This window comes from Methyloversatilis universalis FAM5 (assembly GCF_000214035.2).
GTDB classification, from domain to species: domain Bacteria; phylum Pseudomonadota; class Gammaproteobacteria; order Burkholderiales; family Rhodocyclaceae; genus Methyloversatilis; species Methyloversatilis universalis.
This window is the reverse complement of the sequence record NZ_AFHG01000057.1, coordinates 266,222-290,130: the sequence shown is the minus strand read 5'-3', so window position 1 is coordinate 290,130 and position 23,909 is coordinate 266,222. Positions and strand designations below refer to the sequence as shown.

Here is a 23,909-nt window from a genome sequence, read left to right as displayed (position 1 = left end):
CGACGCCCCGTCGCGATGCGGCCCAGGTCGCACGCCGATGCCCGATCCACCGCCGCATCGCGGCGGGGGCGCCGCTCCCACAATCCGGGCAAGGCTGCAGAGCGCGCGATCCGCCTGGTTCGCATGAACGCCGGCAGGCCACAGTCCCGACCCAAGTGCGCAAACATGTGCCGCACCCGGTGGGCGCGACGCCCCGTCGCGATGCGGCACCGTTCACACGCCGATGCCCGATCCACCGCCGCATCGCGGCGGGGGCGCCGCTCCCACAATCCGGGGCAAGGCCCAGGGCACGCAATCCGCATCCGCATTTTCGATGAAAGGCTGACACCATGACTGCATCCACTCCCCGCCCGCCGCTGCGCGTGGGCATCGGCGGCCCGGTCGGCTCCGGCAAGACCGCGCTGACGCTGGCGCTGTGCCGCGCGCTGCGCGACCGCTACAACATCGCGGCAGTCACCAACGACATCTACACCGAAGAAGACGCCCAGTTCCTGGTGCGCAACGAGGCGCTGCCGCCGGAACGCATCATCGGCGTCGAGACCGGCGGCTGCCCGCACACCGCGATACGCGAGGACGCGTCGATCAACCTCGAGGCGGTGGCGCGGCTGAATGCCCGCTTTTCCGGGCTGCAGATCATCCTGATCGAATCCGGCGGCGACAATCTGGCGGCCACCTTCAGCCCGGAACTGTCCGACCTCACGCTGTACGTGATCGACGTGGCGGCCGGCGACAAGATTCCGCGCAAGGGCGGGCCCGGCATCTGCAAGTCCGACCTGCTCATCATCAACAAGATCGATCTGGCACCCATGGTGGGCGCCTCGCTCGACGTGATGGAGCGTGACGCGAAGAAGATGCGCGGCGAGCGGCCCTTCCTGTTTTCCAACATGAAGACCGGCCACAACCTGGACGCCATCATTGCCTTCATCGAGCGCGAAGGCATGCTGGGCCCTCACTGAACGGCGCATGCCCTGATCCCGGTCATGCCGCGGGCCGGGCTTGCGGCTACACTCGCGCCACCTTTCCCAGTGGATGGCGGCGTGAAGATCATCATTCTCGGGGCCGGCCAGGTCGGCTCCTCGGTGGCGGAAAACCTGGTGTCGGAAGCGAACGACATCACTGTGGTCGATACCGACATCCCCCGCCTGCAGGCGATGCAGGACAGGCTGGACCTGCGCACCGTGGTCGGCAATGCGGCCAGCCCGCACGTGCTGGCCCAGGCCGGCGCCGACGACGCCGACCTGCTGATCGCGGTCACCGCGTCCGACCAGACCAATCTGTGCGCCTGCCGCATCGCGAAGACGCTGTACAACCTGCCCACCCGCATCGCCCGGCTGCGTTCGATGGACTACGCCGAGCACCCGGAGCTGCTGGACGACAGCAATTTCGCGGTCGATTTCTCGATCTGCCCGGAACAGGAGGTGACCGACTACATCAAGCGGCTCATTGCCTTCCCGGAAGCGCTGCAGGTGATCGAATTCGCCGGCGGGCGGCTGTCGCTGGTGGCGGTGCGCGCGGTCGGCGGCGGCCCGCTGGTCGGCCGCCAGATCAAGGCGCTGCGCGAGCATCTGCCGGACATCGACGCACGCATCGTCGCCATCTACCGCAACGACACCGCCATCATGCCGGACGGCGACACGGTGATCGAACCGGGCGACGAGGTGTTCTGCCTGGCGGCCTCGGAGCATGTGCGCGCGGTCACCGCCGAACTGCGCCGGCTGGACAAGCCGATGCGCCGCATCATGATCGCCGGTGGCGGCAACATCGGCTACCGGCTGGCGGCATCGCTGGAAGACCGGTACGAGGTGAAGCTGATCGAGCACGCCCGGCCGCGCGCCGAATTCCTCGCCTCCAACCTGCACAGCGCGCTGGTGCTGCAGGGCGACACCACCGACGAAATGCTGCTCGAAGCGGAGAACGTCGATGACATGGACCTGTATCTCGCGCTGACCAATGATGACGAGAACAACATCATGTCCTCGCTGATGGCCAAGCGCATGGGTGCCCATCGCGTGGTGGCGCTGATCAACCGGCGCGCCTACGCCGATCTGGTGCAGGCCGGACGCATCGACATCGCCATCTCGCCGGCCCAGGTGTCCATCGGCTCGCTGCTGGCCCATGTGCGGCGCGGTGACGTGGCGGCGGTGCACAGCCTGCGGCGCGGTGCGGCCGAGGCGCTGGAACTGGTGGCGCACGGCGACCGCAAGACCTCCAAGGTGGTGGGCCGCCGGGTGGATGAAATCCGGCTGCCGGAGGGCGCGATGATCGGCGCCATCGTCCGCCGCAGCCAGCGCGAGGTGCTGGCACGGATGTCCGACGTGACCGTGCACGAAACCGAGGAGCGGGTGGTCATGCCGCACCACGACACGGTGATCGAACCGGACGACCACGTGATCGTGTTCTGCGCCGACCGGCGGGTGGTGGCGCGGGTCGAGCGGCTGTTCCAGGTCGGCTTCGGTTTTTTCTGATGCTGCACGTCGCCAATGTGCTGGGCCGCCTGCAGGCGGTGTTCAGCCTGACCTATCTCGCGCCCATCCTCTGTTCGCTGCTGTACCGCGACGGCATGACCTGGCATTTCATCGACAGCATGGCGATCAGCGCGGCCGGCGGCCTGCTGCTCTACATCGCCACCCGCCGCCACATCCGCGAACTGAAGCCGCGCGACGGCTTCCTGCTGGTCACGCTGTCCTGGGTGCTCATGTCGGCCATCGCCGCGGTGCCGCTGATGCTGTCGGTGGACATGAGCTTCACCGACGCCTTCTTCGAAACCATGTCCGGCCTGACCACCACCGGCGCCACCGTGATGACCGGGCTTGATCACGCGCCGCCGTCGGTGAATCTGTGGCGCCATCTGCTGAACTGGATAGGCGGCATGGGCATCATCGTGTTCGCGGTGGCCATCCTGCCGCTGCTGGGCGTCGGCGGCAGCCAGCTGTACAAGGCGGAAACGCCGGGGCCGATGAAGGACGGCAAGCTCACGGCCCGCATCGCCGACACCGCCAAGGCACTCTATCTGGTGTATTTCGGCATCACGGTGCTGTGCGTGCTGGCGCTGCATCTGGCGGGCATGGGCTGGTTCGACGCGGTGTGCCATGCCTTCGCGGCGATGGGCCTGGGCGGCCTGTCCACCCGCGACGCCAGCGTCGGCGCCTTCGATTCGCCGTGGATAGAAGGCGTGCTCACCTTCTTCATGCTGGTGGCGGCCATGAATTTCGCCACCCACTTCCTGGCTTTCCGCGGCCGCTCGCTGAAGGTGTACGCGCAGGACTACGAGGTGCGCGGCGTGCTGGTCGCCTGCATCGGCAGCAGCGTGCTGCTGGCCGGCTACCTGCTCTATGCCGGCACCTACGACAGCTACTGGACCGCGCTGCGCCACGTGAGCTTCAACCTGGTGTCCATCGCCACCGACTGCGGCTTCGCCAGCACCGACTACGCGCAATGGCCGCTGTTCGTGCCGCTGTGGATGCTGTTCCTGTCCAGCGTCACCGCCAGTTCCGGCTCCACCGGCGGCGGCATCAAGATGGTGCGCACCCTCATCCTGTTCAGCCAGGCGCGGCGCGATCTGGTCAAGCTGGTGCACCCGTACGCGGTGATGCCGCTCAAGGTGGGTCGCACCTGCGTGCCGGATCCGGTGGCGCAGTCGGTGCTCGGCTTCATCTTCCTGTACTTCATGAGCATCGTGCTGCTCACCTTCGTGCTGCTGCTGTCGGGGCTGGACTTCCTGTCGTCCTTCACCGCCATCATCGCGATGATCAACAACGCCGGGCCCGGCCTCGGCGAGGTCGGCCCGGCCGGCAACTACCAGGGCCTCAACGACTTCCAGACCTGGGTATGCAGCTTCACCATGCTGCTCGGGCGTCTGGAGGTGATGTCGGTGCTCATCCTGTTCACCCCCGGTTTCTGGCGCAAATAGGCCCGATCGTCGCCTGTCCGGACTGACCGGCAGGCGCATCGGCTATCCTTGCGCCCTGCACTTCAAGGATTCCCCATGTCCGCACTCCGCAACGACACCTTCCTGCGCGCGCTGCTGCGCCAGCCCACCGACTACACGCCGATCTGGCTGATGCGCCAGGCCGGCCGCTACCTGCCGGAATACTGCGCCACCCGCCGCCGCGCCGGCAGCTTCCTGCAGCTGTGCAAGTCGCCGGCCTTGGCCTGTGAAGTGACGCTGCAGCCGCTGGACCGTTTCCCGCTCGACGCCGCCATCCTGTTTTCCGACATCCTGACCGTGCCGGACGCGATGGGTCTGGGCCTGTATTTCGCCGAAGGCGAAGGCCCGAAATTCGAGCGCCCGCTGCGCTCGGAAGAAGCCATCCGCGCGCTGGCTGCCCCCGACCCCACGGCCGAACTGGGCTATGTGATTGATGCGGTAAGCGAAATCCGTCGCGCGCTGGATGGCCGGGTGCCGCTGATCGGCTTTTCCGGCAGCCCGTGGACGCTGGCCTGCTACATGGTCGAAGGCGGCGCCTCGGACGACTACCGTCACCTGAAGACGCTGATGCTGGACCGTCCGGAACTGCTGCACCACATGCTGTCGGTCACGGCAAAGGCAGTCACCGACTACCTGAACGCCCAGATCGAGGCGGGCGCGCAGGCGGTGATGATTTTCGATTCCTGGGGCGGCGCACTGTCGGCGCACGGCTATCGCGAGTTCTCGCTGGCCTACATGCAGCGCATCATCGCCGGCCTGAAGCGGGAGAAGGACGGCCAGCGCGTGCCGGTCATCATGTTTACCAAGGGCGGCGGCCAGTGGCTGGAAGCGCAGGCCGAAGCCGGCGCCGACGCGCTCGGGCTGGACTGGACCACCGACATCGGACTGGCCCGCCAGCGGGTCGGCGACAAGGTGGCGCTGCAGGGCAATTTCGACCCCACCGCGCTGTTTGCCCAGCCCGAGGGCATCCGCCGCGAAGCGCGCCGCATCCTCGACAGCTACGGCAACCATCCGGGTCACGTGTTCAACCTCGGACACGGCATTTCGCAGCACACGCCGCCGGAACACGTGGCCGCGCTGGTCGACGAAGTACACCGTCACAGCCGGGCCTTGCGCGCAGGCTGAAAACCGGGGCCGGACGGGCGTCACCGGCCGTTTTTTGCACAGTCGGGCGGCCAGAGGGGGTTGACTTATGCACAGTCGGCCGCACAGGCCGCCCACAAGCCAAAGGCGCAGTCCTCCACAAGACGCCGCGGAGCAAGTCACTGAAAAACAAGGGACTATTTTTGTCTTGACGCCCGGAGAAAAATTTGGTCGCTGTACATGTCGACTCCGTGACGAATAGCGACGAAGTTTCCCACAAAGTTATCCACAGCTTTTCGAGCTTTCAAAACCTTGCCGGATGAGTGCGTTGCGGACACAACCGAGCAGTCTTGTTGAACGACATGCCGCAAGTCACTGAATCCATTAACACCCCGCTTCCGGGCTTGGAAAGCACCGCAGCAAACCCACCCGCCCGCCTGCTGCAGGTCGCCCTGCCCCGACCGCTCCCCGCCCTGTTCGATTACGACGCGTCCGGTCTTCCGGCGGTCGAACCGGGTCAGCGGGTGCGCGTGCCCTTCGGCCGCAGCGAACTGTGGGGCATCGCCTGGGGCTGGCGCGACGGCTCGGACCTCGATCCGTCACGGATCCGGCCGCTCGTGGGCTGCGATGACAGCCAGCCGCCGCTGCCCGGCAACTGGCGTGCGCTGGTGGAATTCGTCGCCGACTATTACCAGCAGCCGATCGGCGAGGTAGCCGCCATGGCCGCCCCGCCCGCGATCAGCGCCACCCGGGCGGAGCGCGCGCACCGCCGCTTCCGCGCCACCGCCGCCGGTCACGCGGCTGCCCCCTCGCTGCCGGCGCGCGACGTGGGCCGCAAACTGATCGCGGCGCTGGACGCCGCCGGCGAACTGAACGAAGCCGAACTGCGGGCGCTGTCCTCGCGCGCCGGACCGGCGCTCGAGCGCCTGCTGGCCGAAGGCTGGGTGGAACTGGCCCTGCCGCAGGCGCCGGCCGAAACCGCCCATACGCTGACCGCCGACCAGGCGGCGGCGCTGGAGGCCCTGCAGGCCGACAGCGGCTTTGCCGCCAGCCTGCTGCATGGCGTGACCGGCAGCGGCAAGACCGAGGTCTATCTGCGGCTGATCGAGGACCAGATCGCCGCCGGCCGGCAGAGCCTGCTGCTGGTGCCGGAAATCGCGCTGACCCCGCAGCTGCACGCCCGGGTGGCCGCCCGCTTCCCGCGCGCCAGCCTGCACGTGATGCACAGCGAAATGAGCGACGGCGCCCGCGCGATGGCCTGGGCGGCAGCGCAGTCGGGCGAAGCGGACATCCTGCTCGGCACCCGGCTGGCGGTGTTCGCGCCGCTGCCGCGGCTGGGCTGCATCGTGCTCGACGAAGAGCACGACCCCTCGTTCCGCCAGACCGAGGGCGTGCGCTATTCGGCGCGCGACGTGGCGATCTGGCGCGCCCGCCATGAAAACGTCCCCATCGTGCTGGGCAGCGCCACGCCGTCGCTGGAAAGCCTGCGCCACGCGATCGACGGCCGCTACCGCTGGCTGCGGCTGAATGCCCGCGCCGGCGAAGCGAAGCTGCCGGAGGTGCATCTGGTCGACACCCGGGTGTTCCGCGCCACCGACGGCTTCAGCCAGCCCATGGTGCGCGCGATCGAAAGCCGTCTGGCGCGCGGCGAACAGACCCTGCTGTTCATCAACCGGCGCGGCTACGCGCCGGTGCTGAGCTGCCCGGCCTGCGGCTGGGCCGCCGGCTGTACCCAGTGCACCGCCAATCTGGTGCTGCACGCCGCCGACCGCCGGCTGCGCTGCCACCATTGCGGCGCCGAAGGGCCGGTGCCGCACGCCTGCCCGAAATGCGGCAACCAGGACATCCAGGGCTATGGCCGCGGCACCCAGCGGCTGGAAGAAACGCTGGCCAGCCGCTTTCCGCAGGCCCGGCTGCTGCGCATAGACCGCGACAGCGTGCGCGGCCGCGAACACTGGCAGGAGCAGCTGGACCGCATCCGCCGCGGCGAGGTCGATCTGGTGGTCGGCACCCAGCTGCTGGCCAAGGGCCACGACTTTCCGGGCATCACGCTGGTCGGCGTGATCGGCGCCGACGCCTCGCTGCACGCCGCCGACTTCCGTGCCCAGGAGCGGCTGTTCGCGCAGCTGATGCAGGTGGGCGGCCGGGCCGGCCGCGGTGACAGCGCGGGCGAGGTGCTGATCCAGACCGCACAGCCGGAACACCCGCTGTTTGCCGCGCTGAAGGCGCACGATTTCGACGGCTTCGCGCGCAGCCAGCTGGAAGAACGCGCGCTGCTCGGCCTGCCGCCGCACGGCTTCCAGCTCATGCTGAGCGCCGACGCGCCGGAACTGCAGCCCGCGCTCGACTTCCTCGAAGCCGCCCGCCGGGCCGCGCAGGCGCTGCAGGTCGAGGGCGTGCAGGTGTACGACGTGGTGCCGATGCGCATGGTGAGGCGGGCCAACCGTGAACGCGCCCAGCTGGTGGTGGAATCGCGCAGCCGCCCGCAGCTGCGCGCGCTGCTGCGGCCGTGGATCGCCAACCTGTACCGGCTGCGGCTCGCCCGCGGGCTGCGCTGGCATGTGGATGTGGATCCGGTCGAGGTCTAGGTCGCCGGACCGTAGTCGCGGCGAGGCGCCGCTCCCGCGAAACCGGCTCTGTCCGTTGCCCGGAGTCCCTGTGGGAGCGGTGCCTCGCAGCGATGGGGCACTCGATCACGCAACGTCTGCATTCTGAGGCCGCAATCGCGGCAGGGTGCCGCTCCCACAGAATGTCGTACCGACCGCCCTGCGGCAAAACGCGCCTTCGCGCTTGCGACGCCGGCCATTCTCGGTTTACATCCGCGCTCCTGCCCCGCCGACCCGCCATGAGAGCTGACCAGATACTCGTTGCCCGCAACCTCGCCCGTTCCCGCACCGTCGCCCAGACCCTGATCGCGGCCGGGCGGGTGCGCGTCGCGTCGGCGGCCGGCTGGGCCGTGGTCAGCAAGGCGTCGCAGGACATTCCGGACAGCGCCGAACTGCAGGTCGAGCTGTCGGACGACGACCGCTACGTGTCGCGCGGCGGGCTCAAGCTGGCCGGCGCGCTCGACCGGGCCGGGCTGGACGTCGCCGGCCTGACCTGCCTGGACGTCGGCCAGAGCACCGGCGGCTTTACCGACTGCCTGATCCAGCGCGGCGCCGCCCGCGTGGTCGGGGTGGAGGTCGGCCACGGCCAGCTGGACCCGCGGCTGCGCGGCGATCCGCGCGTGGTGTGCATCGAGCACCTGAACGCCCGCGCGCTGGATGCCGCCGCGCTCGGTATACATAAGGCGGCGGGCGGCTTCGACCTCATCGTGTGCGACGCCAGCTTCATTTCGCTCACCCTGCTGCTGCCGCAGTGGCCGGCGCTGCTGGCGCCCGGCGGACGGGTGCTCGCACTGGTCAAGCCGCAGTTCGAACTGGGCCCGGATGCACTGGGGAAAGGCGGCATCGTGCGCGATGCGGCACAATACCCGGCCCTGGAGGTGCGCATGCGGACGTTTGCCGAAACGAACGGTCTCAGCGCACTGGATTACTTCGACAGCCCGATCAAGGGCGGCGACGGCAACCGCGAGTTCTTCCTGTACGCGACCCGGCGCGACGCGACCGACCACCATGACTGACAACCCCACGCGCATCTGCAGCGTCGAATTCTTCCCGCCGGCCACCGAAGAGGGGGCGGAAAAGCTGCGCGCGACCCGCCGCCAGCTGCGCCAGCTCAATCCGTCCTTCTTCTCGGTCACCTACGGCGCCGGCGGCACCACCCGCGACCGCACGCTCGAAACCGTGCTCGAAATGAAGGCGGAGGGTCTGAACGCGGCGCCCCACCTGTCGTGCATCGGCTCGACCCGCGACAACATCCGGCAGACGCTGGAGCGCTACAAGGAAGAAGGCATCCACCACATGGTGGCGCTGCGCGGCGACCTGCCGTCCGGCGTGGTCGATCCGGGCGATTTCCGCTACGCCAACGAACTGGTGGAATTCGTGCGCGAGGAAACCGGCGACTGGTTCCACATCGAGGTGGCGGCCTACCCGGAAGTGCATCCGCAGGCGCGCAGCGCCGCCAAGGACCTGCAGGCCTTCGTGCGCAAGATGAAGGCCGGCGCCGACTCGGCCATCACCCAGTACTTCTACAACACCGACGCCTACTTCGCCTTCGTCGACGACGCGCGCGCCATGGGCGTGGACGCGCCGATCTACCCGGGCATCATGCCGATCGCCAATTTCTCGAAGATCGCGCGCTTCTCGGAAGCCTGCGGCGCGGAAATCCCGCGCTGGATGCAGCGCAAGTTCGAAGGCTTCGGCGACGACGCCGCCTCGGTCAAGGCCTACGGCCTGGACGTGGTGACCACGCTGTGCGAACGGCTGCTGGCCGGCGGCGCGCCCGGCCTGCACTTCTACACGCTGAACCAGGCCGGGCTCACCTCGACCATCTGGCAGCGGCTCGGCCTCTGAGCCGCGGGAGAAGCGCATGCGCATCGTGTCCGTACTCGCCCTGCTGATCGCGCTGTTCGGCGGCTACACCTGGGTCGTGCTGAACTGGAGCTATTCCACCGGCGAGCGCGCCGGCTATGTGCAGAAGTTTTCCAACAAGGGCTGGGTGTGCAAGACCTGGGAAGGCGAACTGGCCATGGTCACCATGCCCGGCACGCTGACCGAGAAATTCGAGTTCTCGGTGCGCGACCCGGAAGTGGCCCGCAAACTGAACGAAAGCATGGGCCAGCGGGTGTCGCTGCACTATGAACAGCACATCGGCGTGCCCACCTCCTGCTTCGGCGAAACCCAGTACTTCGTCAGCGAAGTGCGGGTGGTCGAGCTGCCGGACGCCGAGCGTGCCGCGCCGCCGCCGGTGATCGCCCCGGCCGTCGCGCCGCAGTGAGCCGCTCGCCCCGCAGCCTCGCGATGGTGCTGGCGGCGCTGTCAGCCATCGGCCCGTTCGCGATCGACACCTATCTGCCGGCCTTCCCGGCCATCGCCGCCGAACTGGGTGCGACCAAGGTGCAGGTGCAGCAGTCGCTCACCATCTACCTCGGCTTCTTCGCGCTGATGACGCTGTGGCACGGTGCGCTGGCCGACGCGCTGGGCCGCCGGCGGGTGGTGCTGTGGTCGCTGGTCATGTTCTTCCTGACCTCGGTCGGCTGCGCGCTGGCGACGCAGATCGAGCACCTGTGGATCGCCCGCGCGCTGCAGGGCATGTGCGCCGGCGCCGGCATGGTGGTCGGCCGAGCCATCGTGCGCGACCTGTTCGACGGCGCCCACGCGCAGCGGCTGATGAGCACGATACAGCTGCTGTTCGCGCTGGCCCCGGCGGCCGCGCCCATCATCGGCGGCTGGGTGTTCGCGCTGTCCGGCTGGCGCGCGGTGTTCTGGTTCCTGGCCGCCTATTCGGCGCTGATGTGGGTGGTCTGTCTGGTGCGGCTGCCGGAAACGCTGGACCCGGATCACCGGCGCAGCCTGCATCCGGTCAAGCTGGCGCGCGACTACGCGCACATGTACGCCCACCCGGCGCTGCAGGCGCTGGTGCTGGCAGTGTCGATGAATTTCGCCGGCTTCTTCCTGTACGTGATGTCGGCGCCCACCTTCCTGATGGAACACCTGGGCGTATCGCCTCAGGGTTTCGCCTGGCTGTTCGGCCCGACCGTAGCCGGCATGATGACCGGCTCCTGGCTGGCACGCCGGCTGGCCGGCAAGCTGGCGCCGCAGCGCCAGCTGAAGATCGCCTACACCATCATGCTGGCGGCCGCGCTGATCAATGTGGTGATGAATCTGCTGGTGCCGGCCAGTCTGCCGTGGGCGGTGCTGCCGGTGGCGCTGTACAACATCGGCCAGGCGCTGGCCATGCCCATCCTGTCACTGCTGGCGCTGGAGCTGTTCCCGCGCGCGCGCGGCATGGTGTCGTCCTGTCAGGCCTTCGTGCAGTCGCTCACCAATACCGCGGCCGCGGGTCTGGTGGTGCCGCTGCTGTGGGGCGAGCCGCTGCATCTGGCGGCCGGCATGGCGGCCTTCGTGGTGACCGGCTGGCTGGCCTGGCTGCGCTACCGCGCACTGCACCCCGACCGGGCGGCGGCATGAGCGCGAAGCGCTACCAGGTCCGCAGCCGCAGCGAACACAATTTCTGGCTGCACGAAGTGTTCGACAGCCAGACCGGCGAGGCGGTGCTGGAACCGAACACCGATCTGTCGTGGTGCTTCGACGGCGCCGCGCTGCTGGAATCCGGGCTCGGCATCGACGAAACGCTGGAGCTGCTGGCGGTGCGCCCAGTCATCCGCCAGTGCGGCTGCTGAGCGGCCGCCGGCACACAAAGACCCCATACCCAATAGGGATTACTCCTTCCTGAGCATTGCCGGATGGCATGGCGCCTCCGAATAATGACTGGACCGCGCAGGTGCGCGGCCCATGCACGCGGAGGAGAGCGCAATGAAGGTGGTGGTGGCTTATGACGGTTCGGAACACGCCCACAAGGCGGTGGATCAGCTGAAACTGCTGAGCGGGCCGGTCGATGCGGTCCTGGTATCGGTGGTGCGCGGCCCGGCGCTGGGCATACGCGGCACCGCGGTCGAGGTGGACCAGTCAGAGATCGATGCGGCGCGCGACGCGCTTCAGAAGATGGCCAAGGAACTGGCTGCAGCCGGTCGCACCGTGCAGACCAAGCTCATGATGGGCGAGCCGGCCGATGCGCTGATCGACGAAGCGATCGAACAGAAAGCCGACCTCATCATCCTCGGCACCCGCGGCCTGAACCTGGCCAAGCGCATCGTGATGGGTTCGGTCAGCACCAACGTGCTGCACCACGCGCCGTGTTCGGTGCTGGTGGTGCGCTGAACTCGATAGGCGGAAGCGGCAGCCACTCCTGCGTTTCAAGGCCTGAATCGCGGCGGGGGCGCCGCTCCCACAGCGCCTGTCAGAGAGACGGAGCCGGATTTGAGGGAGCGGCGCCCCCGCCGCGATGCGGCCCGTGCGATCCGCCGTTCGCAGCCATAGGTCAGCGGCCAGCCCTCACACCAGATCCAGCCCGCTGGTGTTCAGGTTGCGGTCCTGCGCTTCCTTGCTGTTGAGCTTGATCTGCAGGCGCAGGTCATTGACCGAATCGGCGTTGCGCAGCGCGTCCTCGTAGCTGATGCGGCCGGCTTCGTACAGGTCGAACAGCGCCTGGTCGAAGGTCTGCATGCCCAGTTCGCGCGAGCGCTTCATCACGTCCTTGATCTCGCCGATATTGCCCTTGAAGATGTGGTCGGCAATCAGCGGCGAATTCAGCATCACCTCGATCGCGGCCGCCCGGCCCTTGCCTTCCTTCAGCGGCACCAGACGCTGGGAAATCATCGCCCGCAGGTTCAGCGACAGATCCATCAGCAGCTGTTCCCGCTTGTTTTCCGGGAAGAAGTTGATGATGCGGTCGATCGCCTGGTTGGAGCTGTTGGCGTGCAGCGTGGCCAGGCAGAGGTGGCCGGTCTCGGCGAACTGGATCGCGTGCTCCATCGTTTCGCGGTCGCGGATCTCCCCCATCAGGATGACGTCCGGCGCCTGACGCAGCGTGTTCTTCAGCGCGATTTCCCAGTCCGCGGTGTCCAGCCCGACCTCGCGCTGCGTCACCACGCAGTTCTTGTGGTCGTGCACATACTCGATCGGGTCCTCGATCGTGATGATGTGGCCGTAGCTGTGGGTGTTGCGCCAGTCCACCAGCGCCGCCAGCGAGGTGGTCTTGCCGGTGCCGGTGCCGCCGACGAAGATGACCAGGCCGCGCTTGGTCATCGCCACGTCTTTCAGCACGGTCGGCAGGTTCAGCTCGTCCAGCGTCGGAATCTTGGCGTTGATGGTGCGCAGGATGCAGCCTATCTTGCCCTGCTGCACAAAGGCGTTCACCCGGAAGCGGCCGATGCCGGCCGGCGAGATCGCGAAATTGCACTCCTTGGTCGCCTCGAATTCGGCGGCCTGCCGGTCATTCATGATGGCGCGCGCCAGTTCGGCGGTGTGCTGCGGCGTGAGCGACTGGTTGGACTGCGGCACGATGCGGCCATCCACCTTGATCGCCGGCGGAAAGCCGGCGGTCACGAACAGGTCAGACCCGCGCTTGGTCACCATCAGGCGCAGCAGGTCGTACATGAATTTGAGGGCCTGATCTCTTTCCATCTGCGCTCTCCGCGTCTCGGGTTTTCAGTGTAGCGGGACGGCGCGGGCTCAGCCTGCGAACATGTCCTTGTTTTGCGCGCGGGTGCGCGCTTCGGCCGGCGAAATGACGTTGCGGCGCACCAGTTCCTGGAGGTTCTGGTCCAGCGTCTGCATGCCCATGCTCTGGCCGGTCTGGATGGCGGAATACATCTGCGCGATCTTGTTCTCGCGGATCAGGTTACGGATCGCAGGCGAGCCGACCATGATTTCATGAGCCGCCACCCGACCGTTGCCGTCCTTGGTTTTCAGCAGCGTCTGCGAAATGACCGCGCGCAGCGATTCGGACAGCATGGCCCGCACCATTTCCTTCTCTTCCGCGGGGAACACGTCGACGATACGGTCGATGGTTTTCGCGGCGCTGGAGGTGTGCAGCGTGCCGAACACCAGGTGGCCGGTTTCGGCCGCGGTCAGCGCCAGACGTATCGTTTCGAGGTCGCGCATTTCACCCACCAGGATCACGTCCGGATCCTCCCGCAGCGCCGAGCGCAGCGCGTTCGAGAAACTGAGCGTGTGCGGACCGACCTCGCGCTGGTTGATCAGGCAGCGCTTGGACTCATGCACGAATTCGATCGGATCCTCGACCGTCAGGATGTGGCCGTACTCGTTCTCGTTGATGTAATCGACCATCGCCGCCAGCGTGGTCGACTTGCCGGAGCCGGTCGGGCCGGTCACCAGCACGATGCCGCGCGGCGTGTTCGCGATGTCCTGGAAAATCTTCGGCGCCTTCAGGTCCTCCAGCGTGAGCACCTTGGACGGAATGGTCCGGAACACCGCGCCCGCGCCGCGGTTCTGCACGAAGGCATTGACCCGGAAGCGCGCCAGATTGGGCACCGCGAACGAGAAGTCGCACTCGAGGTGCTCCTCATACACCTTGCGCTGGGTGTCGTTCATGATGTCGTAGATCATGCCGTGCACGTCCTTGTGCTCCATCGGCGGCAGATTGATCCGGCGCACATCCCCATGCACCCGGATCATCGGCGGCAGACCGGCGGACAGGTGAAGATCGGACGCCTTGTTCTTGACGGAAAACGCGAGCAGTTCGGTGATGTCCATGGAGACCTCGGAAACGTTGAGCGGGCAGCCGGGGCGCGCTTCCGGCCATGCCGGACACGCCTATAATTTGAAGAAATTCAGGGCATTATGATGAGCATTTCAGACAACCTGCAAGCAATTCGGCACCGTATCGAACAAGCCGCCCGCGCCTGCGGCCGCGACCCTGCCGGCATTACGCTGCTGGCGGTGAGCAAGACCAAGCCGGACGCCGACATCATCGCCGCCCATGCTGCCGGGCAGCGCGCCTTCGGCGAGAACTACGTGCAGGAAGGATGCGACAAGGCTCAACGGCTGGAAGCGGCCGGTCTTGAGCTGGAATGGCATTTCATCGGTCCGATCCAGAGCAACAAGACGCGCCCGGTGGCCGGCTGCTTTGACTGGGTGCACTCGATCGACCGCGAGAAGATCGCGGCTAGGCTGTCGGAACAGCGCGACCCGCACCGGCCGCCGCTGAACATCTGTCTGCAGGTGAACGTGAGCGGCGAAGAGTCGAAGAGCGGCGTCGCGCCGGCGGAACTGCCGGCGCTGGCCGACGCGGTCGCCGCCCTGCCCCGCCTCGTGCTGCGCGGCCTGATGGCCATCCCCGAACCGACCGACGACGTCACCCTCCAGCGCAGCCGCTTCGCACATGTGCGGCAGCTCATGGACGATCTGAACGCGCGCGGCCACCACCTGGACACGCTGTCCATGGGCATGTCGCAGGACCTCGAAGCCGCCATCGCCGAAGGAGCGACCATCGTGCGGGTGGGCACCGCGCTGTTCGGCGCCCGGGCATGAGCCGCTCGTCCATGCGAACGATGTGCCCCGGATTTCAATGACAGGGTTCTAGAATCCGGCGGAATCCGTCTCGGAGTCCGCCATGGCACGCCGCCGCCCCGCCGGGGAAAGACACACGCTGCTGTCGGCCCTGTCACTGGTCGGCGCGCTGCTCATCGTGGGCGGCGGGCTGCTCGGCCTGGGCAGGCTGCTGGCCCCCGCGCCGGTTGCGCCGCGCCCCGACGTCCGGGCGGCAGCGCCGCGCACGACGCCATCGCCTCAGGCCGGCCCAGCCCTGACGCCGCAGCCGAAGCCGGACGCACGCCGCCTGGAGCGGCTCCCGGAGCGCCCTCTCGCCACAACCGGCCCTGCGCCCTCCGGCATCTACAGGTGTCGCGAGAACGGCCGTACCGTCTATGCGGACCATCCCTGCGGCGCGCAGGCGGAAGCGCTGGCCGTGGCACCCGCCTCGGCCGGCCTGTCGCCGGACCGCAGCTATGCCGAACAGCTGGCGCAGGTGCAGGCGGAGCGTGCCCGGCATGCGGCCAACCAGCCGGTGCGCAGCGCGGCCGCATCGCCGGCCCGCGCGCACGACGCCCGCTGCGCAGCGATCGACGAAACCGTACGCCGGATCGACGCCGCCACCCGGCAGCCGCTGGGCATTCCGGAACTGGAGCACTTCCGGGCACAGCGCAAGGCCCTGATGGACGAGCGGTTTTCCATTCCCTGCAACGGCTGAGCGACCCGGCCGACGGCTTGACGGTAAACTGTCCGGCTGGTGTTCCTACTTCAGGCCCCCGCCTGCCCTGCCCGCCGTGCCTGTACACGATTACCTGATCCACCCCACCATTTCCCCGATCGCCTTCGAACTCGGTCCGCTGGCCGTGCGCTGGTACGGGCTCATGTATCTGGTCGCCTTCGTCGCCTTCATGCTGCTGGGCCGTGCCCACGCGAAGCGGCTGGCGGCGCAGGGCGTGGCTACGCTGGACGCGAAGCAGATCGACGACCTGCTCTTCTACGGCGTGCTGGGCGTGGTGCTCGGCGGCCGGCTGGGCTATGTGCTGTTCTACAAGCCGGCCTACTACCTCGAACACTGGACCGAGATTCCGGCCATCTGGTCCGGCGGCATGAGCTTCCACGGCGGCTTCCTCGGCGTACTGATCGCGGCCGCGCTGTTCGCGCGCCGCGCCAACTGGCGCTTCTTCCAGCTGACCGACTTCATCGCCCCGCTGGTGCCGCTGGGACTGGCCGCCGGCCGCATCGGCAATTTCCTGAATGCCGAACTGGTGGGCCGGGTGACCGACGTGCCCTGGGCCATGATTTTTCCGACCGTGGACATGCTGCCGCGCCACCCGTCCCAGCTCTACCAGTTCGCTGGCGAGGGGCTGGGGCTGTTCGTGCTGCTGTGGTGGTTCTCCCGCCGGCCGCGGCCGCTGGCCGCAGTCAGCGCGATGTTCCTGATCGGCTACGGCGGCTTCCGTTTCCTCGCCGAATTCGGCCGCGAGCCGGACGACTTCCTCGGTCTGCTGGCCGGCGGGCTGTCGATGGGCCAGTGGCTGAGCCTGCCCATGATTCTCGTCGGCATCGTCATGATGATCCGGTCTTACCGTCGCACAACAGGAGTGAACCCATGAGCCGTCCTTTCCGCATCCTCGGCCTGCAGCAGATCGCCATCGGCGGTCCGGACCGGATGAAGCTGCGCCGCCTGTGGGTGGATCTGTTCGGCCTCGGTCTGGAAGGCGATTTCACGTCGGAGCGCGAAAACGTGGTCGAGGACATCGCGGTGCTGGGCAGCGGCGCACATCGGGTCGAGGTGGACCTGATGCAGCCGCTGGATCCGGCGAAGAAGCCGCGTGTGGACGAACCGCCGCTGAACCACATCGGGCTGTGGGTGGACGATCTGCCGAAGGCGGTCGAATGGCTGACCGCGCAGGGCATGCGCTTCACGCCGGGCGGCATCCGCCGCGGCGCGGCCGGTCACGACATCGTGTTCATCCACCCCAAGGGCAATGGCGACTTTCCGCTCAGCGGAGAAGGCGTGCTGATCGAACTGGTGCAGGCACCGCCCGAGGTGATCGCGGCGCTGGGCTGAGCCACCACGCCCGCCGGGGCGGCAGCCGGCGAACGGCGCTATTCGAGCAGGCCGTTCACCGCCTCGATTTCGGGTTCGGCCAGCTGGCCGGCGGCGGCCTTGAGCCGCAGCTGCGCCAGCAGCGTGTCGTAGCGCGCTTTCGCCAGATCCCGACGGGTCAGATAGAGCTGCTGCTGGGCATTCAGCACATCGATGTTGATGCGCACACCGACCTCGTACCCCAGCCTGTTGGCGTCCAGCGAGGACTGCGACGATACCTGGGCGGCACGCAGTGCGGCGGTCTGGGCGATGCCGTTGGCCACGCCCAGCCAGGCCTGACGCGCCTGCTGCGCCGAGCTGCGACGCGCGAAATCCAGATCGGCGCTGGCGCGGTCGAGCAGATGCGCGGATTCCCGCACGCGCGACTCCTGCCCCAGGCCCTGGAACAGCGGCACCGACACCTGCACGCCGACCGTGCCGGTGGTGGTTTCATTGTTCAGCGGCGCCCCGGCGAAGGTGATCACCGTCTTGTTCTGGCCATAGGTGGCCACCAGATCGACCGAGGGGTAATGACCTGCGCGCTGGCGCTCTATCTCGCGCCGGGCGATCTCCTGATTGGCCTGCTGCGCCAGCACCGACAGGCTTTCGGTCTGCGCGCGCTCGACCCAGTCTTCCATCCGGGCCGGCTGCGGCAGCGACACGATCACGTCCGGCCGCAGGCCGCGCAGCGCGTCCGGCACCCGGCCGGTGATCACCGCCAGCGCGTGCCGCTTCACCTCGATGTCGCTGCGCGCCGCGATTTCCTGCGCACCGGCAAGATCGAAGCGCGACTGCGCCTCGTGCACGTCAGTAATCGTGACCGTACCCACTTCGAAGCTGCGCCGCGCCAGTTCCAGCTGTTCGGCGGCGGCGATCTTCTGCGCCAGGATGGAGGTGAGCACATCCTGCGCGTAGAGCAGGTCGAAATAGGCCTGGGCGGCACGCAGCAGCACGTCCTGCCGTGCCAGCGCGAGCTGGGCGTCGGCGGCCGCCACCTGCAGCCTGCCCTGTTCGAACTGCACCCAGTTGCCCCAGCGGAACAGCGGCTGGGTGAGCTGCACGCCGAAGTTGTGCGAGTTGTACTGGGTGGTGCGATCGACCGGCGCCCGCACCTCGACATCATTCCACTGGGTGGTGCCGTTTAGCGTGACGCTGGGCAGCAGACCGGCGCGTGCCTGTGGCAGCTTTTCGGCGCTGGCTTCGCGCTGTGCGCGGGCCGCCTGGAACTGGGCGTCGTTGGCCAGCGCGGCGCGCGCCACGTCGATGAGGCTGTCAGCGGCATGTACGGCCGGCGACAGCGCGCCCGCCAGCCCCAGCGCCAGCAGCAGGGCCTTGTTCGGAAAACGCATGGCGGATCGTGTGCCCGGTCAGTAGCGCGCCATCTTGGGATCGACCTCGAGCGCCCAGGCATCCACCCCGCCGCTCAGGTTGTAGATGTCGGGAAAACCATTGCGCTCGAGAAAGATGGCGACCTGCATCGAACGGCCGCCGTGGTGGCAGACGCACACCAGCGGCCGCTCCGGATCGAGATCCTGCAGCCGCGACGGCACGGTGTTCATCGGCATGAGCTGGCTGCCCTCGATGCGGCAGATGGCCCATTCCTGCTCTTCACGCACATCCAGGACCTGGGGCTGTTCACGGCTGCCATCGGCAAGCCAGGCGGCCAGGTCGGTCACCGACAACTGCTGCATGGCGGCGTCCTCAGAAGACGAAGCGCTGGCCGCCACGCGCGTTGCGCAGCGTCGGCACCACGGTTTCGAACAGCGTTTCCTGCGACTGGGTGCCGTCTGCGTTCAGCTTCACCAGCACGCAGTTCATGACCGGCGCTTCGCCGATGAAGGCGACCATGCGGCCGCCCGGACGCAGCTGGGCAACCAGCTCCTGCGGCAGCACCGGCAGCGCGCCGGACACCACGATGACGTCGTACGGCGCGTGCGTCGGCCAGCCCTGCGCCGCGTCACCGACCTCGACCCGCACGTTCAGCGCGCCGGCGGCCGCCAGATTCTGGCGGGCCATGTCGGCCAGCGCCGGTTCGATCTCCACCGTCGTCACCTGGCTCGCACGGGCACCGAGCAGCGCCGCCATGTAGCCGGAACCGGTACCGATCTCGAGCACGGTGTCGGTGCTTTTCAGCTTCAGCTCCTGAAGCACGCGTGCCTCGATCTTGGGTTCGAGCATGGCGGCGCCGTGGCCCAGCGGAATCGCGGTATCGACGAAGGCGAGCTGGCGCAGCGGCGCCGGCACGAAGGTTTCGCGCTTCACGACGAACAGCAGGTCGAGCACCTCCTGCTCCAGCACATCCCACGGCCGGATCTGCTGTTCAACCATATTGAAGCGCGCCTGTTCGATATCCATGTGTCCATCCCCTCAAAGAAGCCGCGATTGTACCGTGACGCAGTGCATCAGCGGCTTGACCTGGATCGCCTGCCCGCTCCGGTGTCCGCCCGGTCTGTACCGGCGGCCGGCACAGGGCCGGCGTCGTCCGGATGCAACAGGGACACAACCGTCTCGCCATTCCGTGGTCTATTGCATGGCATCATGCGCGCCCTCGGCCCGCCCACCCGGCGTGCCGGCACAATGCGCTTCACCGGTCACCCTCCGGCTGCGGCGCTGGAAAGGATTCCGAAATGGACACCCCGAACACCGCGGCGCTGCGCCGCACCCCGCTCCACCCGCTGCACCTCGCCGCCGGCGCCAAGATGGTCACCTTCGCCGGCTGGGACATGCCCATCCAGTACGTACCGGGCATCCTGCAGGAACATCTCCACACCCGCACCCACGCCGGCCTGTTCGACGTGTCCCATATGGGGCAGATCGAAGTGTCCGGTCCGGGCGCCTGCGCCTGGCTGGAATCGCTCACCACCGCCGACCTGGTCGCGCTGCCTGACGGCCGCCAGACCTATGCGCTGCTGACCAATGACGCCGGCGGCATCATCGACGACCTGATGATCCAGAAGGTCGGGCCGGTGTTCCATGTGGTGTGCAACGCCGCCCGTCTGGCCCAGGTGCAGGCGCAGTTCGCCGCCCACCCGCCGGGCGCCGACTGCAGCGTGACGCTGCATGAAGACCGTGCGCTGCTGGCGCTGCAGGGCCCGCAGGCCGAAGCGGTGCTGCAGCCGCTGGCCGATGTGGCCGGTCTGCGCTTTCTCGACGTGCGTGAGTACCCGGACGCGGTTGCCGGCGGGCTGCGGCTCAGCCGTTCTGGCTACACCGGCGAGGACGGCTTCGAAATTTCGCTGCCGGCCGCCGCGGCCCCGGCCTTCGCCGCGCGCCTGCTCGAACACCCGCAGGTGCGCTGGATCGGCCTCGGCGCGCGCGACACGCTGCGGCTGGAAGCCGGCATGTGCCTGTACGGCAACGACATTGATGACGGCACGACGCCGGTGTCCGCCTCGATAGGCTGGGCGGTCGCGCCGGCGCGCCGTCACGGCGGCCCGCGCGCGGGCGGCTTTCCCGGCGCGGACATCATCCTGGCCGAATTCGCCGCGCCGCCGGCAAAGGTGCGTGTCGCGCTGCTGCCGGACGGCCGCGCGCCGCAGCGGGCCGGCGCCCGCATCGTCGATGCGGAAGGCCGCGAACTGGGCGTCATCACCAGCGGCAACCACAGCCCGACGCTGGGCCGGCCGATCGCGATGGCCTCGATCGCCCGTGCGGCAAAGGACGCCGGCACGCCGCTGTTCATCGACTCGCGCGGCCAGAAAGTGGCGGCCGCCCTCACCGCCTTTCCATTCGTACCCAACCGCTATCGCAGATAGATACGCAGAACGCATCGCAGACACCCAGCTTCAAACGCTGAACCTCGACTCCGGTCACGACGTCGACATGACATCGGACCGGTACCTTCAAACAGGGTGCGCCAAAAGCGACCCGGAAAGGACTGTTGAACCATGGACAAGCGTCCCTCCCTCGAAGCACTGGAAGACCGCGGCGATTTCATCCGCCGGCACATCGGCCCGGACGAACGCGACCTCGCGGTCATGCTGGCCGCACTCGACGTCGCCAGCCTGGACGAGCTGATCGCCCAGACCATTCCCGCCGACATCCAGCTCGACGCACCGCTGAACCTGCCGGCGCCGCGTTCCGAACGCGTGGTCGATGACGCGCTGCGCCGCATGTTCGCGCGCAACGAACTGCACACCAGCCTGATCGGCATGGGCTACTACGACACCATTACGCCCAATGTCATCAAGCGCAACGTGCTTGAAAACCCGAGCTGGTACACCGCCTACACGCCTTACCAGGCCGAGATTTCCCAGGGACGGCTGGAAGCGCTGCTGAACTTCCAGCAGATGGTGATCGACCTGACCGGCCTGCCGGTGGCCAATGCCTCGCTGCTGGACGAGGCCACCGCCGCGGCCGAGGCGATGACCATGGCGCACCGCATTTCCAAGGTGAAGACGCCGCGTTTCGTGGTCGATGCAGACACCCATCCGCAGACGCTGGCCGTGGTGCGCACCCGCGCCGAACCGCTGGGCATCGAGGTGGTGGTGGGCGATCCGTGGGCCGGCATCGAAGATGAATACTTCGGCGTACTGGTGAGCTATCCGGGCTCGAGCGGCCGGCTGCGCGATCCGTCGCCGGTGATTGCCGCGGCGCGCGCCACCGGTGCGCTGTCCGCGGTGGCGGCCGACCCGCTGGCGCTGGTGCTGCTGAAGGAACCGGGCGCGATGGGCGACGCGGGCGGTGGCGCCGACATCGTGTTCGGCAGCGCCCAGCGCTTCGGCGTGCCGATGGGCTACGGCGGCCCGCACGCCGCCTTCTTCGCCTGCCGCGACGAACACAAGCGGCAGATGCCGGGCCGCATCATCGGCGTATCGACCGACGCACAGGGCAAGCCGGCGCTGCGCATGGCGCTGCAGACCCGCGAACAGCACATCCGCCGCGAGAAGGCGAACAGCAACATCTGCACCGCGCAGGTGCTGCTGGCGGTGATCGCCTCCTTCTACGCGGTGTATCACGGCCCCAAGGGCCTGCGCACGATCGCCGAGCGGGTGCACCGGATGGCGGTGCTGTTCGCCCGCGGCCTGCGCGACCTGGGCTTCGAGGTGGTACACGACGCCTTCTTCGATACCGTGCAGGTGCGCGTCCCGGGCATCGCCCGCCGCATTGCGGCACGGGCGCGCGAAGCCGGCTTCAACATGCACGTGATCGACGCCGACCGGCTGTCGGCGGCCTTCGACGAAACGTCGCGCCGCAGCGAACTGAAGCGGCTGCTCGGCTGTTTCGCCACCCGCGCCGACAGCGTGCTCGACCTGGCCGAGATGGACACCCTGGTGGCCGACTGCATTCCGGACGGACTGCGCCGCGAGTCGGCCATCCTCACCCATCCGGTGTTCCAGCGCTATCACTCGGAAACCGAAATGATGCGCTACATGCGCCGGCTGGCCGCGCGTGACATCGCACTCGACCGCTCGATGATTCCGCTCGGCTCGTGCACGATGAAGCTGAACTCCACCACCGAAATGACGCCGGTCACCTACCGGCTGTTCGCGGCACTCCACCCCTTCGTGCCGCTGGAACAGGCGCAGGGCTACCAGCAGCTGTTCGAGGAACTGGAAGAGCGGCTGTGCGAAATCACCGGCTTCGCGGCGATGTCCTTCCAGCCGAATGCCGGCTCGCAGGGTGAGTACGCCGGCCTGCTGGTGATACGCAAGTACCACCAGACCCGCGGCGAAGGTCACCGCAACGTGTGCCTGATCCCGGCGTCGGCGCACGGCACCAATCCGGCGAGCGCGGTGCTGGCCGGCATGGAAGTCGTCGTCGTCGCCTGCGACACGCTGGGCAATGTCGACTTCGCCGACCTGAAGGCCAAGGCGGCACAGCACGCCGACCGTCTGGCCGCGCTGATGATGACCTATCCGTCCACCCACGGCGTGTTCGAGGAAGGCGTGCGCGACATCTGCGCGCTGATCCACGCGCACGGCGGCCAGGTCTACATGGACGGCGCCAACATGAACGCCATGGTGGGTCTGGTGCGTCCGGGCGACATCGGCTTCGACGTGTGCCACCTGAACCTGCACAAGACCTTCTGCATTCCGCACGGCGGCGGCGGCCCGGGCATGGGCCCGATCGGCGTGGCGCCGCACCTCGCGCCCTTCCTGCCGGACCACCCGGTGGTGCAGGGCGTGAATCCGGTGGCCGGCCCGGCCGGCACCATCGGTACCGTGTCCGCGGCGCCCTGGGGTTCGGCCAGCATCCTGCCCATCGTGTGGGCCTACATCGCGCTGATGGGCGCGGCCGGCCTGAAGCGCGCGACCCAGGTGGCGATACTGAACGCCAACTACATTGCGCAGAAGCTTTCGCCGTACTACCCGGTGCTCTACACCGGCAAGCACGGCCGGGTCGCGCACGAGTGCATCGTCGATCTGCGGCCGCTGAAGGACGCCAGCGGCGTCACCGTGGAAGACGTGGCCAAGCGGCTGATGGACTACGGCTTCCACGCGCCGACCGTGTCCTTCCCGGTGGCCGGCACGCTGATGATCGAGCCGACCGAGAGCGAGAACCGCGCCGAGATCGACCGCTTCTGCGACGCGATGATCGCCATCCGCGCCGAGATCGCCGACATCGAGGCCGGCCGTGCCGACCGCGAGAACAATCTGCTCAAGCACGCGCCGCACACGCACGAGCTGCTGATCGCGGATGAATGGACGCGGCCCTACAGCCGTCGCGCCGCCTTCTTCCCGAGCGAATCGGTGGACCGCGACAAGTACTGGCCGCCGGTGGCGCGGGTGGACAACGTGGCGGGCGACCGCAACCTGATCTGCACCTGCCCGCCGCTTTCGGACTACGCCCGCGCAGGGTAGGCGGTCACCCG

22 protein-coding genes are annotated in these 23,909 nt (G+C 68.0%); 17 read left to right on the top strand and 5 right to left on the bottom strand.

What is annotated here, in order from left to right; translation table 11 throughout:
- The first annotated feature begins 329 nt into the window (after positions 1-329).
- The 11 genes from ureG to METUNV1_RS16955 all read left to right on the top strand — a co-directional run bounded on the left by ureG (position 330) and on the right by METUNV1_RS16955 (position 11,832).
- Positions 330-956, top strand: coding sequence for an urease accessory protein UreG (gene ureG / locus METUNV1_RS17005; RefSeq protein WP_043360183.1), 627 nt, complete (start codon positions 330-332; stop codon positions 954-956).
- Between the two features lie 81 nt (positions 957-1,037).
- Entirely contained in the window at positions 1,038-2,465 is a 1,428-nt protein-coding gene (gene trkA / locus METUNV1_RS17000) for a Trk system potassium transporter TrkA (protein ID WP_043360214.1), read from the top strand.
- On the top strand, positions 2,465-3,910 hold the full coding sequence (locus METUNV1_RS16995; RefSeq protein WP_008063921.1) for a TrkH family potassium uptake protein: 1,446 nt from the start codon (positions 2,465-2,467) through the stop codon (positions 3,908-3,910). The genes trkA and METUNV1_RS16995 overlap by 1 nt, the downstream gene beginning before the upstream one ends.
- 75 nt (positions 3,911-3,985) lie before the next feature.
- Positions 3,986-5,053, top strand: a complete 1,068-nt coding sequence (hemE, locus tag METUNV1_RS16990) for a uroporphyrinogen decarboxylase (RefSeq protein ID WP_008063920.1) — start codon at positions 3,986-3,988, stop codon at positions 5,051-5,053.
- 362 nt (positions 5,054-5,415) lie between these two features.
- Entirely contained in the window at positions 5,416-7,599 is a 2,184-nt protein-coding gene (locus METUNV1_RS16985) for a primosomal protein N' (protein ID WP_043360181.1), read from the top strand.
- A 257-nt stretch (positions 7,600-7,856) separates the two neighbouring features.
- Positions 7,857-8,633, top strand: a complete 777-nt coding sequence (locus METUNV1_RS16980; RefSeq protein WP_008063917.1) for a TlyA family RNA methyltransferase — start codon at positions 7,857-7,859, stop codon at positions 8,631-8,633.
- Positions 8,626-9,465, top strand: coding sequence for a methylenetetrahydrofolate reductase [NAD(P)H] (metF, locus tag METUNV1_RS16975; protein WP_008063916.1), 840 nt, complete (start codon positions 8,626-8,628; stop codon positions 9,463-9,465). The genes METUNV1_RS16980 and metF overlap by 8 nt, the downstream gene beginning before the upstream one ends.
- Before the next feature lie 16 nt (positions 9,466-9,481).
- Positions 9,482-9,889, top strand: coding sequence for a hypothetical protein (locus tag METUNV1_RS16970; RefSeq protein ID WP_008063915.1), 408 nt, complete (start codon positions 9,482-9,484; stop codon positions 9,887-9,889).
- The gene (locus METUNV1_RS16965) at positions 9,886-11,082 is read left to right on the top strand and encodes a multidrug effflux MFS transporter (RefSeq protein ID WP_008063914.1); all 1,197 of its coding nucleotides are present in this window, start codon (positions 9,886-9,888) and stop codon (positions 11,080-11,082) included. The genes METUNV1_RS16970 and METUNV1_RS16965 overlap by 4 nt, the downstream gene beginning before the upstream one ends.
- A complete protein-coding gene (locus METUNV1_RS16960) occupies positions 11,079-11,294 on the top strand; it encodes a hypothetical protein (protein ID WP_008063913.1) in 216 nt (71 codons plus the stop codon). The genes METUNV1_RS16965 and METUNV1_RS16960 overlap by 4 nt, the downstream gene beginning before the upstream one ends.
- A 112-nt stretch (positions 11,295-11,406) precedes the next feature.
- Entirely contained in the window at positions 11,407-11,832 is a 426-nt protein-coding gene (locus METUNV1_RS16955; protein ID WP_232416303.1) for a universal stress protein, read from the top strand.
- Positions 11,833-12,006: 174 nt separating this feature from the next.
- Here the strand turns inward: METUNV1_RS16955 and METUNV1_RS16950 are convergent, their stop codons facing one another.
- Together METUNV1_RS16950 and METUNV1_RS16945 are read right to left on the bottom strand one after the other, a co-directional pair.
- Positions 12,007-13,137: a PilT/PilU family type 4a pilus ATPase gene (locus tag METUNV1_RS16950; protein WP_008063911.1), complete on the bottom strand. Its 1,131-nt coding sequence runs from the start codon at positions 13,135-13,137 to the stop codon at positions 12,007-12,009.
- A 48-nt stretch (positions 13,138-13,185) separates the two neighbouring features.
- Complete coding sequence (locus METUNV1_RS16945) at positions 13,186-14,229, bottom strand: type IV pilus twitching motility protein PilT (RefSeq protein WP_008063910.1); 1,044 nt, start codon at positions 14,227-14,229, stop codon at positions 13,186-13,188.
- 87 nt (positions 14,230-14,316) lie between these two features.
- Here METUNV1_RS16945 and METUNV1_RS16940 point away from each other — a divergent pair, with 87 nt between their 5' ends.
- From METUNV1_RS16940 to METUNV1_RS16925, 4 genes are all read left to right on the top strand, one after another.
- Positions 14,317-15,006 carry a YggS family pyridoxal phosphate-dependent enzyme gene (locus tag METUNV1_RS16940; protein WP_043360179.1) on the top strand — a complete coding sequence of 230 codons (690 nt, stop codon included), beginning with the start codon at positions 14,317-14,319 and terminating at the stop codon, positions 15,004-15,006.
- Between the two features lie 82 nt (positions 15,007-15,088).
- On the top strand, positions 15,089-15,724 hold the full coding sequence (locus METUNV1_RS16935; RefSeq protein ID WP_008063908.1) for a DUF4124 domain-containing protein: 636 nt from the start codon (positions 15,089-15,091) through the stop codon (positions 15,722-15,724).
- Between the two features lie 76 nt (positions 15,725-15,800).
- Positions 15,801-16,619 carry a prolipoprotein diacylglyceryl transferase gene (gene lgt / locus METUNV1_RS16930; RefSeq protein WP_008063907.1) on the top strand — a complete coding sequence of 273 codons (819 nt, stop codon included), beginning with the start codon at positions 15,801-15,803 and terminating at the stop codon, positions 16,617-16,619.
- A complete protein-coding gene (locus METUNV1_RS16925) occupies positions 16,616-17,077 on the top strand; it encodes a VOC family protein (protein ID WP_008063905.1) in 462 nt (153 codons plus the stop codon). Before lgt ends, METUNV1_RS16925 begins: the two co-directional genes overlap by 4 nt.
- A 38-nt stretch (positions 17,078-17,115) precedes the next feature.
- Here METUNV1_RS16925 and METUNV1_RS16920 read toward each other — a convergent pair whose 3' ends face one another.
- From METUNV1_RS16920 to METUNV1_RS16910, 3 genes are read right to left on the bottom strand one after another with little or no spacing between them, the layout of a single operon-like run.
- Complete coding sequence (locus METUNV1_RS16920; protein WP_008063903.1) at positions 17,116-18,444, bottom strand: TolC family outer membrane protein; 1,329 nt, start codon at positions 18,442-18,444, stop codon at positions 17,116-17,118.
- Between the two features lie 18 nt (positions 18,445-18,462).
- Positions 18,463-18,786: a rhodanese-like domain-containing protein gene (locus METUNV1_RS16915; RefSeq protein ID WP_008063901.1), complete on the bottom strand. Its 324-nt coding sequence runs from the start codon at positions 18,784-18,786 to the stop codon at positions 18,463-18,465.
- Between the two features lie 10 nt (positions 18,787-18,796).
- Complete coding sequence (locus tag METUNV1_RS16910) at positions 18,797-19,450, bottom strand: protein-L-isoaspartate O-methyltransferase family protein (RefSeq protein ID WP_008063899.1); 654 nt, start codon at positions 19,448-19,450, stop codon at positions 18,797-18,799.
- A gap of 272 nt (positions 19,451-19,722) precedes the next feature.
- Here METUNV1_RS16910 and gcvT point away from each other — a divergent pair, with 272 nt between their 5' ends.
- Positions 19,723-20,850 carry a glycine cleavage system aminomethyltransferase GcvT gene (gcvT, locus tag METUNV1_RS16905; protein WP_008063897.1) on the top strand — a complete coding sequence of 376 codons (1,128 nt, stop codon included), beginning with the start codon at positions 19,723-19,725 and terminating at the stop codon, positions 20,848-20,850.
- A 132-nt stretch (positions 20,851-20,982) separates the two neighbouring features.
- The gene (gene gcvP / locus METUNV1_RS16900; RefSeq protein WP_008063894.1) at positions 20,983-23,898 is read left to right on the top strand and encodes an aminomethyl-transferring glycine dehydrogenase; all 2,916 of its coding nucleotides are present in this window, start codon (positions 20,983-20,985) and stop codon (positions 23,896-23,898) included.
- Positions 23,899-23,909: the final 11 nt, after the last annotated feature.

What these genes read in the sequence shown, in the direction of transcription:
- METUNV1_RS16920 (WP_008063903.1), bottom strand. Translation starts at nt 18,444, where the DNA reads ATGCGTTTTCCGAACAAGGCCCTGCTGCTGGCGCTGGGGCTGGCGGGC.
- METUNV1_RS16950 (WP_008063911.1), bottom strand. Translation starts at nt 13,137, where the DNA reads ATGGAAAGAGATCAGGCCCTCAAATTCATGTACGACCTGCTGCGCCTG.
- METUNV1_RS16960 (WP_008063913.1), top strand. Translation starts at nt 11,079, where the DNA reads ATGAGCGCGAAGCGCTACCAGGTCCGCAGCCGCAGCGAACACAATTTC.
- ureG (WP_043360183.1), top strand. Translation starts at nt 330, where the DNA reads ATGACTGCATCCACTCCCCGCCCGCCGCTGCGCGTGGGCATCGGCGGC.
- metF (WP_008063916.1), top strand. Translation starts at nt 8,626, where the DNA reads ATGACTGACAACCCCACGCGCATCTGCAGCGTCGAATTCTTCCCGCCG.
- METUNV1_RS16925 (WP_008063905.1), top strand. Translation starts at nt 16,616, where the DNA reads ATGAGCCGTCCTTTCCGCATCCTCGGCCTGCAGCAGATCGCCATCGGC.
- gcvT (WP_008063897.1), top strand. Translation starts at nt 19,723, where the DNA reads ATGGACACCCCGAACACCGCGGCGCTGCGCCGCACCCCGCTCCACCCG.
- METUNV1_RS16940 (WP_043360179.1), top strand. Translation starts at nt 14,317, where the DNA reads ATGATGAGCATTTCAGACAACCTGCAAGCAATTCGGCACCGTATCGAA.
- hemE (WP_008063920.1), top strand. Translation starts at nt 3,986, where the DNA reads ATGTCCGCACTCCGCAACGACACCTTCCTGCGCGCGCTGCTGCGCCAG.
- gcvP (WP_008063894.1), top strand. Translation starts at nt 20,983, where the DNA reads ATGGACAAGCGTCCCTCCCTCGAAGCACTGGAAGACCGCGGCGATTTC.
- METUNV1_RS16910 (WP_008063899.1), bottom strand. Translation starts at nt 19,450, where the DNA reads ATGGATATCGAACAGGCGCGCTTCAATATGGTTGAACAGCAGATCCGG.
- METUNV1_RS16915 (WP_008063901.1), bottom strand. Translation starts at nt 18,786, where the DNA reads ATGCAGCAGTTGTCGGTGACCGACCTGGCCGCCTGGCTTGCCGATGGC.
- METUNV1_RS16945 (WP_008063910.1), bottom strand. Translation starts at nt 14,229, where the DNA reads ATGGACATCACCGAACTGCTCGCGTTTTCCGTCAAGAACAAGGCGTCC.
- METUNV1_RS16995 (WP_008063921.1), top strand. Translation starts at nt 2,465, where the DNA reads ATGCTGCACGTCGCCAATGTGCTGGGCCGCCTGCAGGCGGTGTTCAGC.
- METUNV1_RS16955 (WP_232416303.1), top strand. Translation starts at nt 11,407, where the DNA reads ATGCACGCGGAGGAGAGCGCAATGAAGGTGGTGGTGGCTTATGACGGT.
- METUNV1_RS16970 (WP_008063915.1), top strand. Translation starts at nt 9,482, where the DNA reads ATGCGCATCGTGTCCGTACTCGCCCTGCTGATCGCGCTGTTCGGCGGC.
- METUNV1_RS16980 (WP_008063917.1), top strand. Translation starts at nt 7,857, where the DNA reads ATGAGAGCTGACCAGATACTCGTTGCCCGCAACCTCGCCCGTTCCCGC.
- METUNV1_RS16935 (WP_008063908.1), top strand. Translation starts at nt 15,089, where the DNA reads ATGGCACGCCGCCGCCCCGCCGGGGAAAGACACACGCTGCTGTCGGCC.